The 17126-nt window shown below is 73.4% G+C and carries 15 protein-coding genes and 1 pseudogene; 7 read left to right on the top strand and 9 right to left on the bottom strand.

The window, feature by feature from the left end:
- Positions 1-132 precede the first annotated feature (132 nt).
- Both ACFYOU_RS28490 and ACFYOU_RS28485 read left to right on the top strand, forming a co-directional pair.
- On the top strand, positions 133-1845 hold the full coding sequence (locus ACFYOU_RS28490; RefSeq protein WP_391309531.1) for a thiamine pyrophosphate-dependent enzyme: 1713 nt from the start codon (positions 133-135) through the stop codon (positions 1843-1845).
- 41 nt (positions 1846-1886) lie between these two features.
- Positions 1887-2588, top strand: coding sequence for a hypothetical protein (locus ACFYOU_RS28485; protein ID WP_391309529.1), 702 nt, complete (start codon positions 1887-1889; stop codon positions 2586-2588).
- Here ACFYOU_RS28485 and ACFYOU_RS28480 read toward each other — a convergent pair.
- The gene (locus ACFYOU_RS28480) at positions 2551-3729 is read right to left on the bottom strand and encodes a helix-turn-helix domain-containing protein (protein ID WP_391309528.1); all 1179 of its coding nucleotides are present in this window, start codon (positions 3727-3729) and stop codon (positions 2551-2553) included. The genes ACFYOU_RS28485 and ACFYOU_RS28480 overlap by 38 nt on opposite strands.
- An 86-nt stretch (positions 3730-3815) precedes the next feature.
- On the opposite strand from ACFYOU_RS28480, the gene ACFYOU_RS28475 reads away from it, so the two are divergent.
- The 3 genes from ACFYOU_RS28475 to ACFYOU_RS28465 all read left to right on the top strand — a co-directional run bounded on the left by ACFYOU_RS28475 (position 3816) and on the right by ACFYOU_RS28465 (position 6625).
- On the top strand, positions 3816-4871 hold the full coding sequence (locus ACFYOU_RS28475; RefSeq protein WP_391309527.1) for an FAD-binding oxidoreductase: 1056 nt from the start codon (positions 3816-3818) through the stop codon (positions 4869-4871).
- Between the two features lie 9 nt (positions 4872-4880).
- Positions 4881-5999, top strand: a complete 1119-nt coding sequence (locus ACFYOU_RS28470) for a fatty acid desaturase family protein (protein WP_389768084.1) — start codon at positions 4881-4883, stop codon at positions 5997-5999.
- Between the two features lie 485 nt (positions 6000-6484).
- Complete coding sequence (locus ACFYOU_RS28465) at positions 6485-6625, top strand: hypothetical protein (RefSeq protein ID WP_391309525.1); 141 nt, start codon at positions 6485-6487, stop codon at positions 6623-6625.
- Between the two features lie 130 nt (positions 6626-6755).
- Here ACFYOU_RS28465 and ACFYOU_RS28460 read toward each other — a convergent pair whose 3' ends face one another.
- Positions 6756-7316 (bottom strand): TetR family transcriptional regulator, encoded by a 561-nt coding sequence (locus tag ACFYOU_RS28460; protein ID WP_391309523.1) that lies wholly within the window; start codon positions 7314-7316, stop codon positions 6756-6758.
- A gap of 67 nt (positions 7317-7383) precedes the next feature.
- A complete protein-coding gene (locus ACFYOU_RS28455) occupies positions 7384-7896 on the bottom strand; it encodes a hypothetical protein (protein WP_391309521.1) in 513 nt (170 codons plus the stop codon).
- Positions 7897-7978: 82 nt separating this feature from the next.
- Here ACFYOU_RS28455 and ACFYOU_RS28450 point away from each other — a divergent pair, with 82 nt between their 5' ends.
- Together ACFYOU_RS28450 and ACFYOU_RS28445 are read left to right on the top strand one after the other, a co-directional pair.
- Positions 7979-8371, top strand: a complete 393-nt coding sequence (locus tag ACFYOU_RS28450; protein WP_391309520.1) for a PPOX class F420-dependent oxidoreductase — start codon at positions 7979-7981, stop codon at positions 8369-8371.
- Between the two features lie 359 nt (positions 8372-8730).
- Positions 8731-10089 (top strand): S28 family serine protease, encoded by a 1359-nt coding sequence (locus ACFYOU_RS28445; protein ID WP_391309518.1) that lies wholly within the window; start codon positions 8731-8733, stop codon positions 10087-10089.
- A 49-nt stretch (positions 10090-10138) separates the two neighbouring features.
- Here the strand turns inward: ACFYOU_RS28445 and ACFYOU_RS28440 are convergent, their stop codons facing one another.
- The 6 genes and pseudogenes from ACFYOU_RS28440 to ACFYOU_RS28415 form a co-directional block, all read right to left on the bottom strand.
- Positions 10139-11233 (bottom strand): endonuclease/exonuclease/phosphatase family protein, encoded by a 1095-nt coding sequence (locus ACFYOU_RS28440; RefSeq protein WP_391309516.1) that lies wholly within the window; start codon positions 11231-11233, stop codon positions 10139-10141.
- Between the two features lie 173 nt (positions 11234-11406).
- Entirely contained in the window at positions 11407-12612 is a 1206-nt protein-coding gene (locus tag ACFYOU_RS28435) for a VWA-like domain-containing protein (protein WP_391309515.1), read from the bottom strand.
- 13 nt (positions 12613-12625) lie between these two features.
- Positions 12626-13822, bottom strand: coding sequence for an AAA family ATPase (locus ACFYOU_RS28430; RefSeq protein WP_391309513.1), 1197 nt, complete (start codon positions 13820-13822; stop codon positions 12626-12628).
- Positions 13819-15726, bottom strand: coding sequence for an ankyrin repeat domain-containing protein (locus ACFYOU_RS28425; RefSeq protein ID WP_391309511.1), 1908 nt, complete (start codon positions 15724-15726; stop codon positions 13819-13821). The genes ACFYOU_RS28430 and ACFYOU_RS28425 overlap by 4 nt, the downstream gene beginning before the upstream one ends.
- Positions 15723-16877, bottom strand: coding sequence for a gala protein (locus tag ACFYOU_RS28420; RefSeq protein WP_391309509.1), 1155 nt, complete (start codon positions 16875-16877; stop codon positions 15723-15725). The genes ACFYOU_RS28425 and ACFYOU_RS28420 overlap by 4 nt, the downstream gene beginning before the upstream one ends.
- A gap of 57 nt (positions 16878-16934) precedes the next feature.
- Positions 16935-17007, bottom strand: a pseudogene (locus tag ACFYOU_RS28415).
- Positions 17008-17126: the final 119 nt, after the last annotated feature.

Genomic DNA, 17126 nt, shown 5'->3' with positions numbered 1-17126 from the left:
TCCTCGGCGGTGCGTCCGGAACCCTGCGTCAGTCCGCATGGCGATTCTGGGCAGCGACGGGTGCATGCATGAAGCGGGTGCCGGAGGGTGCGGTGCCCTTGTCCACGGCGGCTTCGACCGAGGGATCCTCTGATGACCGGGTGTGTTCGTGATGCGGTGGTCGGAGCACTGGCCGGGCAGGGGGCGCCGCTGACGGTGTTCGCCCTGATGGGCGGTGCGAACCAGGAGCTGATCTGTGCTCTGGCCGACCAGGACGGTGTCCGGGTGGTGCACGGGCGGCACGAGGCCGGGGTCGTGTCCATGGCCGACGGCTACGCCCGCTTCGGAGGCGGACTCGGGGTGGCGACGGTGACGGCCGGCCCGGGGGTCACCAATGCCGCCACGGCCCTGGCCGTGGCCCGGGCGCGCGGCTCCGCGGTGCTGCTCCTCGCCGGCGACACCGCGACGGCCCACGACCGCAGTCCGCAGTGGTTCGAGCAGGACGTGTTCGCGCGCGTCTGCGGCGGGGCCTCAGCCCGGGTGGACGCCCCCGAGGGCCTGGCCGGTGCGCTGGCCGAGGCCCGTCGAGTGCTGCACCGGGGCGGCCCGTTCACCCTGAACCTCCCGGTCGACGTCCAGCCGGCCCCGATCCCCGGAGGGCTCCCGCCGGTGCGCCTGTGGCCACCGGAGCAGCACGGGAGCGCGCCGCCGAGCGCCGACGCGGAGGCCGCCCTCCGCGAGGCGGCCGGGCGGCTGCGCGGTGCCGCCCGGCCGGTGGTCCTGGCCGGCCGGGGCGGCGTGCGCGCCGGCACGGCGCTGAAGCTGCTGGGCGAGCGTCTCGGAGCGTCGCTCGCGACCACCCTGCCCGCAGCGGGCCTGTTCGCCGGCCACGGCCTCGACACGGGGATGGTGGGCGGACTGGGCGACGGGCGGGCGGACGCGGCACTGGCCGAGGCCGATCTGCTCCTCGCGGTCGGCACCAGCCTGCACCCACTGGCGGGCAGCCGCCCGGCCGCCTTGGCGGCGGCCGGGCGGCTGATCCGTGTCGACACCGCTCCCCGCCCCGGTACCGGTGGAATCGTCGCGGCCTGCGATGCCGCCCTCGGAGTCGAGGCGCTCACCGTACTTCTGGGCCCGCCGCCCCCACCGCCGCGGACTCCGAGGCCCCGCGCTCCGGTCAGGGCGGGCGACACGACATCGCCTTGGCCGGTCGCCGGCCGTGACGGGCCCGTTCACCCGATGCGGGCGGTCGCCGAACTCGCCGCGGCCCTGCCCGCCGAACGCCCGGTGGTGATCGGTGGCGGGCACGCGGCGCTGGGCGCGTGCCAGACCCTGGGCGCCACCGGGCCCCACGACTTCGCCATGGTCAGCGCCGACTTCGGGGCGATCGGCCAGGCGCTGGCCGTGGCGATCGGCGCCTGCTTCGCCCGCCCGGGGGAGCGGGTCTTCCACGTCACCGGGGACGGAGAGCTGATGATGGGCCTGGCCGATCTGCACACCGCGGTGCGCTACGGACTCGATCTGACCGTCGTGGTCCTCAACGACCAGGGCTTCGCGCAGGAGCGCCACAACCTGGCCCGTTCCGGCCGGCCGACCGCGCACGCCGACCATCCCGCACCCGACCTGGCCTCACTCGCCCGGTCCCTGGGCGCCGTCGGGCACACGATCGCCGGCACCGCCCAACTCCCGCTGCTGCGGCACGCCGTCCCCGCGCGGAGCGGCAGCGGTGTCGTCCTGATCGACGTACGGATCGACCCGGCCTACCTCAATCCCGCCTCCGAGCGGATCGCCGCCGTCCTGACCGGCGGCGGCCCCGGGGGCCCCACCGCCGGTCAGGACGGCACGGCGACGGGAACGGGAGCATGAACCCCACCGGAGCAGGCCGAGGCCCGCGTGGGGGAGCTCGGTTGGGCGACGTCCTCATCAGCTCCCGGCCCCACGCGCAGTACCTCGCCCAGTTCGCCCTCACCGACACCGACCTGCGCATCGGGCCGGTGCTGGACTGTCCCGGTGGTGCCAGTGATTTCACCGCGACACTGCGCGGACGGGGAATCGCCGCCACCGCGGTGGATCCCTGTTACGGGCTGCGGCCCGCGGAACTCGCCCTGGTCCTGGAGGCCGAGCACCGGCGCGTCGTCGCCTGGACCTCCGCCCAGCCCGGCCGGTTCCCCCTCACACCGGACGGCGTCTGGGAGCAGGCACCGTCGTGGCGCCGGACGTCGGCGCGATTCCTCGCTGACTACACGGCCGACCGACGGGAAGGCACCGGCCGCTACCTCGCCGCCGGCCTTCCGGCGCTGCCCTTCCCCGACCACCACTTCGCCCTCGCCGTATCCGGGTTCCTCCTCTTCACCTACCCGGAGCACTTCGACACGGCCTTCCACCTCGCCGCCGTCACCGAACTCCTGCGGGTCGCCCGACAGGTCCGGCTCCACCCCCTCAACAGCACCGACGGCACCCCGTACCCCGGCCTGGACCACCTGCTCAGGACCCTGCACGGCTCCCACCCCGGCCTGCGGCACCGCATCGTCCCCGTCACCGGCCAGTCCGACCACCGGGACGACCGCACCCTCATCCTCGAACACCACCCCGGGCCACCAGCGCGGTGAGTCGGTCGCCCTGCAGTCCGACCGCCAGCGTCAGTTCGAGCACCCGGTGCGGCGATGCGAGATCCGGGAACAGCTCCCGCAGCTGCGCCATCCGGTACCGGACCGTCTGGGGGTGGACGAACAACGCCGCCGCCACCTCCTCCCGTCTGCCCTGGTGCAGCAGCCACGCCCGCAACGTCTCCTCCAGCCGCCGTGCCGTCATGGCCGGCACGGTCCGCAACGGTGCGAGGGCCCGGGCGCGCAGGTCGGCGAACGCGTCCGCGTCGGCGCTCAGCACCAGCTCGGGCAGGTGGTCCTCGGTGTCGCGCACGTCGGAGGAGAGGGAGCGGGCGCGGGCGGCTCGTGCGTACGAGGCGGACGCCCGGATCCACGGCCGGGCCGGGCCGACCACGGCGGTGCGGTCGGTCAGCTGGTTCAAGAGGTGGGACCGGTCGGCGTCGGGGACGAGCAGCACACCGGTGGCGTCCGGCAGATCGTCGAGGACGAGGGTGTTCGGGTCGAGCGCACGGTAGGCGGGCCGGGCCTGGGCGGCGGGCAGCAGGACCGCGGTCAGCGAAACCGGAGGCTGCCAGGCCGCCCGTTGGGCGGAGGCCAGCAGCACGTCCGGGCTCGCGTCGGCGAGGAGGTCACGCGCCAGGTGTTCCAGGTGGCGCTCGTGGGCCCGACCCCGGGCGGCCAGTTCGTCGGCGTGGCCCGCAGCACTCGCGGCGGAGAGCTCGTCGATGTAGGCGAAGGTCAGCTCGGCGAACTTGGCGACCTCGGCGGCGGGCAGACCCGCGGGTACGGCACCCGCCGCCAGGCATCGCCAGGCCACGCGGGCGCCGACGCGGTAGGCGCTGAGCAGGGCGTCCATCGACCGGCCGTCGCGCACCTCGCCGCGGCCCAGCTCGTAGGCCGCGTCACCGGCGTCGCCGGCCATGGCGTTCCCGCTCGCGAGGTCCAGGTAGTGCCCCAGGGCGGTGCGGACGGCTCGGCGGATGGTGCCGCCCATGCGGCCCGACAGCGCGTTGGCGTACGGCGGGACCTCGTCGATGATCGCCTGGACGACCTCGTCGGCAGTGCCCTTCAGCGCGGCCCGCAGCGCGGTGACCGTCGTCTCATCGAGGGCCAGCTCGGTGGCCCTCCTGATGACATACCCCATGTTTTGTTCCCTGCGAACAATCCGGCCGGCTAGATTCACGTCCTACGGGTAAGACTTTACGCCCGGAGGCGCATCAAGCTGGAGCCATGACGAGTGCAGCCCTCCGCAGTAGGGCGTGGAAACTGCTGGAGATGGTGACGACGCCGCTTTTGCCGTCGGACTACCTCGACCTGGTCAGCCCGCTGCGTGCGGGCGCAGACCTGCGGGGGCGCATCGAGGCCGTGCATCCCGAGACGGGTGACGCCGCGACCATCGTGATCAGGCCCGGACGGGGCTGGCGCGGCCACACGGCCGGTCAGTACGTGCGGATCGGGATCGACGTCGACGGGGTGCGCCTGTGGCGTGCCTACTCCATCACCTCGCCGACGGACCGTCGGGACGGCCGCGTCACGATCACCGTGAAGGCGATCCCGGACGGCAAGGTCAGCAACCATCTGGTCCGCAGGACGGAAGCAGGCACGCTGATCCAGCTCGACCAGGCGACCGGTGACTTCGTGCTGCCGGAGGCCAAGCCCGCCAAGGTGCTCTATCTGACGGCCGGCAGCGGCATCACGCCGGTGATGGGCATGCTGCGCGACACCGAGTTCGACGACGTCGTCATGGTCCACTGCGCGCCACGGCCGCAAGACGTGATCTTCCGCGACGACCTGCACGATCTGGTCGCGGACGGGAAGCTGCGTCTCACCGAGGTGCACACCGACACGGACGGCACGCTCGACGTCGCCCGTCTCGACGACCTGGTGCCCGACTGGGCCGAGCGCGAGACCTGGGCTTGCGGGCCCGCGGGCCTGCTCGACGCCGCCGAAGGGCACTGGGCCGAGCACGGCGTACCCGAGCGCCTGCACACCGAACGCTTCCGCACCGCCCTCGCCGTCGTCGGTGACGGTGGCGAGGTCACGTTCAGCACCACCGGCAAGACCGTCGACGCGGACGGCGCCACGCCGTTGCTGGACGTCGGCGAGGAGGCCGGCGTGCTCATGCCCTCCGGGTGCCGCATGGGCATCTGCTTCGGCTGCGTCACGCCGCTCAAGGCGGGCGCCGTCCGTGACCTGCGCACCGGCGAGATCACCGAGTCCGAGCCGGGCGTCCTCATCCAGACCTGCGTGTCCGCCGCGGCGGGCCCCTGCGACATCGAACGGTAGGAACCCACCTTGACCGCCATCGACCCCACCGCCCACCTGACCGCAGAGCAGATAGAGGAGCTCGGCCGCGAGCTGGACGCGATCCGCGACGAGGTGATCGCCAGCCGCGGCGAGAAGGACGCCGCCTACATCCGCAAGGTCATCTCGGCGCAGCGCAGGCTCGAACTGGTCAGCCGGGGCGTGCTGCTGTTCTCCCTCTTCCCGCCCGCGTGGGTGGTCGGCACCATCGGCCTGTCCGTGGCGAAGATCATGGACAACATGGAGATCGGCCACAACGTCCTGCACGGGCAGTGGGACTGGATGCGGGACCCGAAGATCCACTCCACCACCTGGGAGTGGGACCACGTCTCGCCGGCCGAGCAGTGGAAGCACTCGCACAACGAACTGCACCACACGTACACCAACGTGATCGGCAAGGACAACGACCTCGGCTACGGCATCATGCGCGTCGACGAGGACCAGAGGTGGCACCCGTTCCACCTCGGCCAGCCGCTGTGGAACTTCATCAACGCCTGCTTCTTCGAGTACGGCATCGCCGCGTACGACCTGGAGCTCGGCAGGAACCTGAGCAAGCGCCGCCGCAAGGACCCGGCGTTCCGCGCGCGGGCCAAGGCCGTGGGCCGCAAGATCCGCAAGCAGGTGCTCAAGGACTACGTGATCCATCCGCTGCTGTCGGGTCCGTCGTTCCTCCCCACGCTCGCCGCCACCTTCACCGCGAACCTGGTCCGCAACATCTGGTCCCACTCGGTGATCATGTGCGGGCACTTCCCCGAGGGCGTCCAGGTCTTCGAGCGCCGGTCGATCAAGAACGAGACGCGCGGCCAGTGGTACCTGCGCCAGATGATGGGCTCGGCGAACATCAGCGGCAGCAGGGCCATGCACTTCATGACCGGCAACCTGTCGCACCAGATCGAGCACCACCTGTTCCCGGACCTGCCGAGCAACCGGTACGCCGAGGTCGCGGTGAAGGTGCGCGCACTGTTCGAGAAGTACGAGCTGGAGTACGTCACCGGGCCGCTGCCCAAGCAGGTGTTCTCCGCGTGGTGCAAGGTCGTCCGGCTGTCCCTGCCCAACAGGAAGCCGAAGGCCAAGAGGCCGGACCGTGACCAGGGGCTCGTCGCGGCCTGACCGGCGGCGGGGCGGAACGGGTCTCCGTCGGCGACACCGGGGATGCTCGCGCGGACGGCGGCGACGGCGCCAACGAGGTGGTCGCGCCCGGGGAACTCGGGACGTCCACTTGCCCGGTTGCTATCGGTTCCTCTCGGTTGAGGCCGACGTGTCGTACAGGAAGCCGTTATGGGCGACAACTGCGGTCATGGCTCTTACGTTGGGGATCCTTCCGGCTTCTGCGCGAAGTACGGGGCGGAAAGGATCGCGATCCAGCTGACGGCCGACGCCGACGCGCCGCAGCTCGCGTACCCGGAGGCCGCGCCGATGACCGCAGCCCTTCATCGGAGGGGCGTACTACTCCGGCCCCAGATGGCAGTGCAGCACCGCGTTCTCCTGGCGGATCCCCGGCGGCTACCACGGCATGCTGACGGGCGGACACTGCATGCCGAACGGTGGACGGCACGTGCACTGCCCGCGGCGACTCCGGAGGGCCGATCCACAGCGTGGATTCCAGCGGCCACATGTGGGCCAAGGGGGTCATCAGCGGCGGCTCCCATCTCGGCGGCTCCGGCAGCTGCGACATCTACTTCGCCGAGATCACGGACGCGGTGAACGCCCTGCCGGGCGACGTCGCCACGTCGTGAGCTAGCACGCTGGGCTTCTCCAGCCGGTCGGTGGGGGAGCGCGTCGTACGGGTCTGAGCAGGACGGGGCTCCTGGTGGGACGGCGCCGGATCGAGAGTGCCCGCAGCCTCCAGGAGTCTCGCGGACCGGCTCACAGGAGGCGGCGCACGGCCTCGACGATCGAGCGGCGGCGCTCGTCGGTGCCCTCCGCTGCCATCGCGGCGGCGGGCATGCCGGTGGCGTTGCTGGGGTTCCATGCGAGGGCGAGGCCCTGGACGAGGGTGAGCAGCGCGGTGGGCGAGAAGGCGGCGCCGATGCCTTCGTCCTTCTGTACTGCGGCGAGCGCCGCCAACTCGGCGTCGCGTGTCGGTGCCGCGGCTGCCGGGTCCGGACCGTCGCCGCGCTCCAGGCGGTGCCAGACGGCGAGCCGGATGACCTCGGGGTGCTCTTGGCCGTAGTCGAAGAGGCGCCCCGCATAGCCGGGGAGGTCGTCGGCGGTGAAGGCAACCGTGTGCAGGCCGTGGGTGACATGGGCGTCGTAGACCGCGTCGAAGAGCCGGTCCTTGCTGCAGAAGTACACGTAGATGAGGTTCTTGTTGGCCGACGCCGCCTTGGCGATCCGGTCCACCCGGGCTCCGGCGATGCCGTGCGCGGCGAACTCGTCGGTGGCGGCCCGCAGGATACGCGTCTTGGTGGCTTCGGCTCGGGACATACGGGTCATCGTAGTGGGGGGCCGACCCGTCGACGCCGCGCCGTGGACGACCCCGTGCACAGGCCGGTCATCCGATTCCGAAGGCGTCGAAAGCCGCATCCGAAGCGAACAGCATGACGGTGCACCACAGGGTGACCCCGGCCATCAGCCAGCGGATCAGGCGCCAGCGGGGAATGCCCAGCGCGGCGCCGAGCAGGGACGAGCCCCAGGTGCCGAAGAGGGCGGGGCCGACGATGCCGAAGCCCACCACGCCGTACCGTTCGAAGATCCGGCGCGCACGCCGCCCCGCGGTGCCGGAGAGTCGATCGCGCACGGCCGTCCGGACCGGCGCACCGTCGGAGGGCGTGCCCGGCGCCGAGCCCGCCCGTACCGCGGACGACGACGTCCGGCGAGCCCGCCAGGACTGCCAGTGCAACCGGGCCCGTCCCATGGCGACCACCGCGAAGACCACGCAGCAGGCGGAGCCCAACAGCACCGCGAGGAGCGCCACCGGTCCGGGCAGGGAGAGCGAGAGGCCGAAGGGGACCGCGGGCGTACCGATCGCGAAGCCGGCCAGCACGCTCCAGATGAACCTGCCCATGGGGATTCCCTTCAGGTGCGTCGTTCACATCCGTCGGCCGTGCCGGCGGCAGTCTAATTGACTAACCAGTTACCCTATGGCCATGACGCATATCGACGCGGTCCTCCGTGAGTTGGCTGCCGGCAAGTACCTGCTCCTCACCACCTTCCGCAGGGACGGCAGGGCAGTGCCCACCCCGGTCTGGGTCATGCTCGACGGTCAGACGCTGGCGGTCTGGAGCGCGGCGGACTCCGGGAAGGTGAAGCGGATCCGCAACGGCGGTCGGGTCTCGGTCGGCCCCTGCGACGTACGGGGTAGGCCGCTCGGCGCTTCGACACCCGGCTTCGCCGAGGTGCTGGCGCCCGACGAGAGCGCGCACGTCACCGGTCTGATGAAGCGGAAGTACGGGCTGGTCGCCCGAATCGGACTGCTCGGCAGCAGGCTGCGCGGCGGCTCCGAGCGTTCGGTGGGCATCCGGATCCGACTGGACGGATGACACCGCGGGCGTCGGCGCGACGACCGGTACGGCCGACCCGGGCCGGGAAGCGCTGCGGTCGGCCGCCGGCCTTGGGTTGTGCGCAGCCGGGGCGGTGACCCTGACCCCGAGCGGCGAGCCGGGCGCCACCGCCTTCGTCCGGGAACTGCCGCGGGGTGGAGTCGATGCCGCCCTGGGCGGTGGCGGGCCGGATCGCTCACCCCGGCCCGGTGTGCGAGCGGTTCGCGCCAGGTGATCCCGTCCTTGCCCGGGGCGGCGAAGTCTCCCCCGGCAGAGGGAGGCCGTTCCCTCGCCCGGGGGATCCTCCGGGGCCCGCCGGCCGATGGAATGAGGAGGTCAGCAACGGAGGGGACACACACATGCACCTCACGAGACGGGGCCTCCTCGCCTCCGCCGCATCAGCGGCTTCAGTGGCTTCAGCGGCGGGCCTGGCCGCCGTGCCGGCCCGGGCGGCGGGCCGGCCCCGCGCGAAGACCGATGAGGTCATGGACGCCCTGCGGGCGCTCCCGGGCCTGCGCGTCATCGAAGAGCGGCCGGGCGCCGAGCCGGGGTACCGCTTCTTCGTGCTCGGTCTGCGCCAGCCGGTCGACCACGGCGACCCGGGGGCCGGGACCTTCGAACAGCGCCTCACCCTGCTCCACACCGCCGCCGACCGCCCCACGATCCTCTTCAGCACCGGCTACGAAGTGCCGCTCATCCCGCGGCGGACCGAACCGACGGTCCTCCTGAGCGGGAACCAACTCGGCGTCGAACACCGCTTCTTCGGCACCTCGCGTCCGACGGTCGACGACTACACCCATCTGACGATCCGTCAAGCCGCCGATGACCACCACCGAGTGGTCCGGCTCTTCCGCCGGATCTACCCCGGCGCGTGGATATCCACCGGCGGCAGCAAGGGCGGCATGGCCAGTGTGTACCACCGCCGCTTCCACCCCCACGACGTGGACGGCACCGTCGCCTACTCCGCCCCGAACAACGTCGACGACCACGAGGACTCCGCCTATGTGCGGTTCCTGGAACACGTGGGCCCCTCAGCCACCCGCGACGCCCTGAAGGCGGCGCAGCGGGAGGTACTGCTGCGCCGCACGCACCTGGTCGCCCGCTACGAGGCGTGGGCCGCCGCCACCCACGACACCTTCCGCATCATCGGCAGCGCCGACCAGGCCTTCGAGACCGCCGTCCTGCGGGCCCCGTTCATGTTCTGGCAGCGCCGCACCCCCGCGGACGACGCCGCCGTCCCCGGCCCGGACGCCTCCGACGACGCGCTCTACGCCTGGCTGTCGAGGACCGCGGCCCTGCCCGTCTACGCCGACTCCACGGCCCGGAACTTCATTCCCTACTGGTACCAACTCGGCACCCAGATGGGCTACCTGACCGTGCCCACCGATCATCTGGACGGACTGCTGAAGCACCCGGACGCCATCGAACCCCGCAACTTCGTGCCGCGGACCGTCCCGATGCACTTCGACGCCGAGGCCATGCCCGACGTCGACCGCTGGGTGCGGCGGCGCGCCCGTCGGATGCTCTTCGTCAACGGCACCCACGACCCGTCCGTCGCCGAGCCGTTCCGCCCCGGTGCCCGCGACGCGTGCGTGCGGTGGGTCGAGGGCGGCAACCACCACGTCACCATCGCGGGCCTGGCCCCCGACCACCGCACGGAGGCCGTCGCCGCGCTGCACCGGTGGGTCAACGGGCCCGCTGCCCCTGCGCGTCGCTGACGAACGCCGGGGCGCGACGGCGCAGGGCCGGACCGGGGCGGGAACCCGTTCAGCGCGTGGTGAGCCGGAAGGTGCTGAGGACGGCCTTGTGGTCGGTCGGCCAGGTCCAGGTGGGCTCCCAGAACCTGTCCCTGCCCGACTCCTCGACCCGCTCGTTGCGCACGATGGTGCTGGACGGCCCGACGATGACGCTGTCGAGCAGCCGGATCCGCCGGTCCGGGTGGTAGAAGACGAAGTCGATCCGGTCCCGCTCGTCGGCCTTCGGCGCCCAGGTGAGTTGACCGACGTCCACGCCCGGGTTGTCACTCGGCCAGGTGAAGCCCGGCCTGCGGACGGGGTCCGGGTGGATCACGCGGTAGCTGTCGCGGAAACCGGCGTCCTCGATCGCCTTCGTCGTCGACCACGGGACGACGGCGCCGTTGTGGTCGAACAGGTTGCGGGTCCGACGGTTCCAGTCCCGGTGCGAGGGCTCGTTGAAGTCACCGGCCAGCAGCGTCAGCCGGCCCCTGGCCCGTTCCTCCGCGGCATCCGCGAGCACCGTCCTCGTCGCCTTCGTGCGTCCCGAGGCCGTGTTGAGCCGGGTGATCAGACCGACGTCGGTGATCGGACCGGTCGGGATCTCGCCCCAGCCGTACTCGGAGGTCTCCAGGGGCGACGGGGTGCCGCCCCCGTAGCCACGCGGCAGGTAGGTGACGTAGTAGCGGTACTCCAAGTGCCCGGAGTAGGCCGCGACCTCGGTGCCGTCGACCGAGAGCACCGCCTTCGACCAGGAGGGGAACGAGGCGTGCTCGATGATCGGGTAGCGCGAGATCACCGCGGGATCGACCGGGTTCTCGTTGTCGAAGTAGGTCAGCCCCCGGTCGGCGAGATCGGCCAGGAGACGGGCCACCCGCTCCGGGTTCGACTCGCTGAGCATCACCACGTCCGGTCCGACCGCGGCGATCGTGTCGGCGATACCGGCCGGGCCGCCCGGCACCCGGCTGCCGCCGAGCCAGATGTTGAACTGCATGACCTTGAGCTTGCGGTGTGAGGGCCCACCGTGCTTCCGCCCACCCCGGGGGGCGGCCTCGGCCGCGCCCGTTGCCAGTACTCCCGCTCCGACGGTCGCGCCGACCATCCCGAGCAGTTCACGACGCCTGACCATCAGTGACCTCCGTCAACCACCTGCGTCCACGGCCCGCTCACGGTGCGGAGCGGGCCGGGACTCACGGTCGAGGCCCCTCGTGCACGCGGCATGAACCCGAGCGCAACGTCAGATGTTGAATGATCGAAAGCGGTCGCGCCGTTGCCCCCCACTGCCCGGGACCAGCGCGCACGTCAGGCGGGGTTGGGGATGCGTACGGTTTCCGCCCAGGGCGGGGGCTGGGGCGGGTCCTCGCCGATGAGGGCGACGATCAGGCGGGCGGAGACGGGTTCCGCAGGCCAGGGGGTGTAGCCGTCGGTGAGGACGACGACGATGTTCGGCGGGTCCTGGGCGGCGAGTGCCGTACGGATGCCGACGGTCATGTCGGTACCGCCGCCGCCCGCGAGTTCGACCTGGTCGACGGCGGTCACCCGGGCGACGGCCTGCACGTCCGCGTCGCAGGCGAGGACGGCGACCCGGTTGCCGCCCACGCCCACCTCGCGCAGGACGCCCGAGACCTCGGCGAGGGCGGCGGCGAGGTCGTCCTCGCCCATCGAGCCGGAGGTGTCGACCACGATGGCCACGCGGGGCAGGGGCCGGCGCAGGCTCGGCAGCACCACCCGGCCGCCGAGGGCGGGGGTGCGGCGCGAGGGGCGGCGGTAGGTGTAGTCGACCGCGCCGCCCGCCCATGTCGCGGCTTCCCGGACGGCGCCGGTGAGCGCCTTGCGCCAGTCGACGGTGGGTTCCAGGAGCTCTTCCGCCCAACGCCGCCAGCCCGCCGGGACCGTTCCCCGGGACCGTGCGTGGGCGCGGACCGCCTGGGCGGTCTGGCGGCGCAGGGCCTCGGACTCCACCGGGCCGACACCGGCCGTGCCGGCGCCGGCGTGCTCGCCCAGGTCCCACGGGGCGGGGACGCCGTGGGACCCCGACCCGCAGTCCCACGGGTGCGGGGGCGAGGCCGGGACGTCCCGCAGGTACTCCTCGAAGAGCCGCCCTGCCGGCAGCCCGAACAACTGCGGTTCCATGCGTCCGGCGGGCAGCCGCAGGCCGTCGGCGATGAGGTCGTCGTTGATCTCGCAGTCCTGCGCGATGTTGACCCGGAGGCGGTCGCGCAGGTCCGCGGCCGGCAGCCGGTCGGCGCGGCCGTGGTGGTCGCGCAACAGGTGGGCCGCCTCGTGGATCCACACCCCGGCCAGTTCCTCGACGGGGGTCGCGTCGACGAAGGCGGGCGCGACGTAGCAGCGCCAGTACCGGTCCACCGCCATCGTGCTGACCCGCTCCGACGGAACGACGGTGAGGGCGTACAGGGCGGAGGCGAGGTACGGGCGGGCCTCGGCCGCCTGGTAGCGGGCGGCCAGCAGCTTGGCGCGGTCGAGGCCGCCGCCGGGTGCGGGGGGCACGGTGCGCTGCCGGTCAGCGCGCGCCCGGCAGCGCGCCGGCGAGCTGGAGCAGTTCGAGGAAGGCGTCGATGCCGGGCGGGATGGTCCAGTGCGGTTCGCGCATCGCGGCGAGGTCGCCGGCCGCCCGGGCCGCCACGTCGGGCACTCCGGCGTCCACCGCCTTGGCGAGGACCTCCCAGCCCGCTTCCCAACGGGTGCGGGTCGGTTCGCTCTGCACGGCGGCGACCACGGCGATGAGGAACGCCAACTGGCGGTCGCCGCGTTCGGGCAGGGCGAAGGCCGACGGGTCGGCGAGCACCCGGTCGGGGTCGGGCAGGTCCAGGTTCTCCAGGTAGGAGAGGAGCTCGATGCCGGCGGCCTCGCCGACGGCGCCCATCAGCGCGGTGGCCCGTGCCTCGCGCCCGGCGCCCGAGGCGTATCCGGCGGCCAGCAGCCGCAGGGCCATCTCCCAGGTGCGGGGGGAGGGCCAGGCGCGGCCGCGGCCCTCGGCCTCCTTCGGCATGTGGTGCGCGAGGCCCGGACGGGCGGTCAGGAAGCCGCTGATGACGCCCCGGGCGCGGGCGACCGAACCGGACACGCGTCCCCGCTCCACCGTCGGCAGGGCGGTTTCGGGCCAGGTGCCGGCCATGCCGCGGGCCACGGTACGCGGGTCGTGCGTCCAGTCGAGGTGCACGAAGCGGTTGGCGAGCGGCGGGCTGAGGTGCCAGCCGTCGGCGGCGCTGGAGGGCGGGTTGGCGGCGGCGACGATGCGCACCGACGTGGGGAGCGTCAGGCTGCCCACCCGGCGTTCGAGGACCACGCGGAGCAGGGCGGCCTGCACGGCCGGCGGTGCCGAGGACAGTTCGTCGAAGAACAGCAGGCCGTGTCCGGTGCGGGCGAGCCGGACCGCCCAGTCCGGCGGCGCCATCGGCACGCCCGAGCCGGCCGGGTCGTCGCCGACGATCGGGAGTCCGGCGAAGTCGGACGGTTCGTGGACGCTGGCGACGACGGTCTCCAGGTGGACGCCGAGGGCGTCGGCGAGCTGTTCCATGCCGGCGGACTTGCCGATGCCCGGCTCGCCCCACAGCAGCACGGGCTGGTTCGCCGTCACCGCCAGGGCGAGGGCTTCCAGCTGGGGGTTGGTGGCCGGTTCGGTCCTCGTGGTACCCAGGCGGTCGTTGAGCTCGTCGGCGGCCGCGAGGGCTGCGGGTACGGGGGCGGGAGCGGTCACGGGTGCACGTCCTCGTCGTCTGCCGCGGGGTCGCCGGCGGTGCGGTCCTCGGTCCGGCTCCCGGAGGAGTCCGCAGCCGTGGCCTCGTCCTCCTCCGGCTCCTCCTCGTCCCAGTCGGCCTCCACGTCGGAGTCGGCGGCGTACCGCTCGTCCAAGTGGCTGTCGAACCAGTCGGATCCGATGCCCGGGTGCTCCTGGAGCACGCGCAGGCGCAGGAACGCCAGGTCGGTCCGCTCGTAGCGGCGGATGACCTGGGCGAGGGACAGCTCCATCTCGTCGATGACGTCGATCTTGGCGCCGGCGGCGAGCAGGTCCCTGACCAGGTCGGCGGAACCGCCCTCGTGGACGGCGCTCTGGAGCGGGGTGCGGTGCGCCTCGTCCTTCGCCTCCAGGTCCAGCCCGGCGGCCAGCAGCCGCGGCAGCAACGCGCGGTGGTCGAGGAGGCGGAGGGCGTGCAGCAGCCCGCGGCCCTTGCGGTCGCGGACGTGCGGGTCCGTGCCGGCGTCGAGGAGTGCCGTCACGGCGGGCGTGTCGCCGTGCTGGGCGTGCAGGAACAGGGCGTTGCGCTGCTCCCGCAGGGCCTTCGGCAGCCGTCCCTCGCCGCTGGTCCACGTGACCTGCGTGGCGAAGCAGCCGCTGATGGTGCCGCCGAAGGCGCGCAGCGCCAGCTCGCGCTGCCGTTCCTGTTCGGTGTGCGGGCCCGCCAGCACGCCGTCGCGCGACACGACCTCGTGCCAGGCGCCGCCGCAGCGGACCCTGACGGGTTCGGGCATCCGCGGGCCGGGCGGGCCGGTCACGGGGCCGGCGTGCGGGAACAGCGAGGCGGCGACCAACGGGTGCAGTTCCTCGGGCCGTATCCGGCCGGCCCGGAGCAGACCGATGTCGGGCAGCCGCTGCCAGACGTACGAGGGCAAGGGCGGACTGTCGTCCCCCTCGTCCCGTTCGTGGCCCGTGACGCGCAGCGGGGCGCGGTCGGGGTCGGCCGGGTCGAGTGCGACCCGGAGGTGGCCGCGCCACTCCACGGGGAGGCGGAAGCGCGTCCCGCGGCCCGCGCGGGCGAGGAGGCGCAGCTCGGGGGCGAGGCGGGTGAGGTCGGTGGCGATGAGCGAGGCGAGCTGGGCGACGTCGAGTTGCCGGCGGGCGCGGGGGCCCTGCGGCGGCGGGGTGAGGTCGAGGGCGAGTCCGGCGGCGGCGTACGCCTCGGTGTGCTCGCCGCGTGCCTGGAGGACCGCGATCCACTCCGCGAGGGCGGCTGGGTCGGTGCTGCCGGGGTGCTCGTCCGGGAGTTCCTCGGGGGTGCGGGGCGTGCCGTCGAGGTGGAGGAACGGCAGCCGGCCCGGGGGAACGGGATCGAAGGCGTCGAGGGCGCCCGCGCTCCGGCGCAGTTCGCCGGTGCGGCGGGCGTCCCAGAAGCGGCGGGCGACGGTCCAGTCCTCCGTGTAGTACTGGAGTCCGTGGAGTGCGTCGTCGTCGGGCGCGACGGCCGGGCCGAGGTGCAGGCGGAGCCGCTGCGGCCCGGCCAGCATCGGGGTGTTCGTCAGCGACAGGACGCAGCCGCCGTCGCCGTACGCGGCGAGCACGACGCGGCGGCAGCAGGCGAGGGTGGTGTGGCCGCCCAGCGTGCGCGGGAGGTGCCAGCGCAGCAGGTCGGGTGCCAGGTGCCGCAGGTCGTCGGCGACGCGGGCGGCCACGTCGGTGCCGTACCGGTCGGCGATCCGCTCGGGGTCGAGGCCGTCGGGTACGTCCACCGCCGCCACGGCGCAGGCGGCCCGCCAGTCGCCGGCCTCCCGCGCCCGGGTGGCCTGTTCGATCATCCAGCGGGGCACGGCGTAGCGGCGGACGCGGGCCCAGGAGGAGGCGTCCTCGGGGGAGAGGCCGCCGGGCGGGACGGGACGCGCGGTCACCGGTACACGCTCCCGATCGCCCGCAGGTCGGGGTGGGTCGGCAGGGCGGGCCGCAGCCTTTCGGTGAGGGACCGCTTGAGGCGGCGGGGGGTGCCGGGGCCGAGGCCCACGTATTCGAGGCGGTGTCCGTCGGGGAGCGCGGCGAGCAGGCTCTTGGCGCCCCGGCCGGTGATGCCGGTGTGCCGTAGTTCGAGACGGCGCAGCGGGCTTCCGGGCAGGGCGGCGGCCAGCGTCCGGGCGCCGTCGTCGCCGGTGGTGTTGCCGGGTGAGCCGAGGCTGCGCTCCGACATGGCCCGGCCCAGGTCGAGGGTCTCGATGCCGTCGAGGGCGTCGGCGAGGGCGCGGGCTCCGGCGGGGCCGATGCCGTTGCCGCCCAGGCCGAGCCGTACGGGCCGGGCCGGGTCAGTGGCGGCGGTCAGGGTGGCGGTGCCCTCGTCGCCGAGGTGGTTGGCCGTCAGGTAGAGCTCGCGGACACCGGCGTCGCGCACCAGGGCGGCCAGCAGCGGGGCGTCGGAGGCGGTCAGTCCGTTGCCCCCGAGGAAGAGCCGTTCGAGCGGCGCCCCACGGTCGAGGAGGGCGTCGAGGAGGATCCGTACGCCCTCGGGTCCGATCCCGGAGTTGACCAGGTCCAGGGTGCGCAGCGTGCTGTTGCGGCGCAGCAGTGCGGCGAGGGTGCGGGCGCCGGACACCGTCACCGGGTTCCGCTTGAGCCACAGGGCGCGCACCGAGGTGTCCTCGGCGAGCCCGTCCGCGAGTGCGGTGACGCCGGCCGGGCCGATGCGGTTGCAGCCGAGGTACAGGGTCCGGATGCCGTGTGCGGTCCCGGCGTCCCGTGCGGCGGCCAGGGCGCCGGTGACGGACCGCGCGCCCTCGTCTCCCAGCGAGTTGGTGCCGAGCAGCAGGTGCGTGGCGTGCGGGGAGCCCGCGGCCACGGGCAGCAGGCGCGCCGCGCCCTCGGGGCCGAGCCCCTGCTTGCACAGGTCCACCCGGCCGTCGGCGCGCAGGGTGCCCAGCGGGAACGCCTCGTCCTCGGCGACGGGCCGGGCGTCGGCGAGTCGGGCCATCAGCGGTGTGAGCAGCGCGGGGTCGGCGAGCGGCAGATCGGGATGCTCGATCGCGGGGCAGCGTACGGGCGTTGTCGGCTGGTCCATCACCACTCCACCGGTCTTTCGCCGGGGCCCGGCGTCCGCGTCGACATCAAGTAGGCGCAAGACCGGTCGGATTCGAACCGACGTCCTCCAGCTCGATGCGTGGGCGCGACGACCTCTGCGCTACGGCCTTGCTGCGGACGATCATAAGCGTAGGCGTCGCGATTTTTCGATCGCTGGTTCGAAACGGGGGGAAATCAGGTGCGGGAGGCGTTCCGGGTGGCCGGGTCGGGCCGGGCCGGTCGGGTCGCC

The sequence above is a fragment of the Streptomyces sp. NPDC005955 genome, assembly GCF_042871255.1.
Taxonomy (GTDB): domain Bacteria; phylum Actinomycetota; class Actinomycetes; order Streptomycetales; family Streptomycetaceae; genus Streptomyces.
The sequence above is the reverse complement of the archived record's forward strand: the minus strand, read 5'-3'. Positions and strand labels throughout refer to the sequence as shown.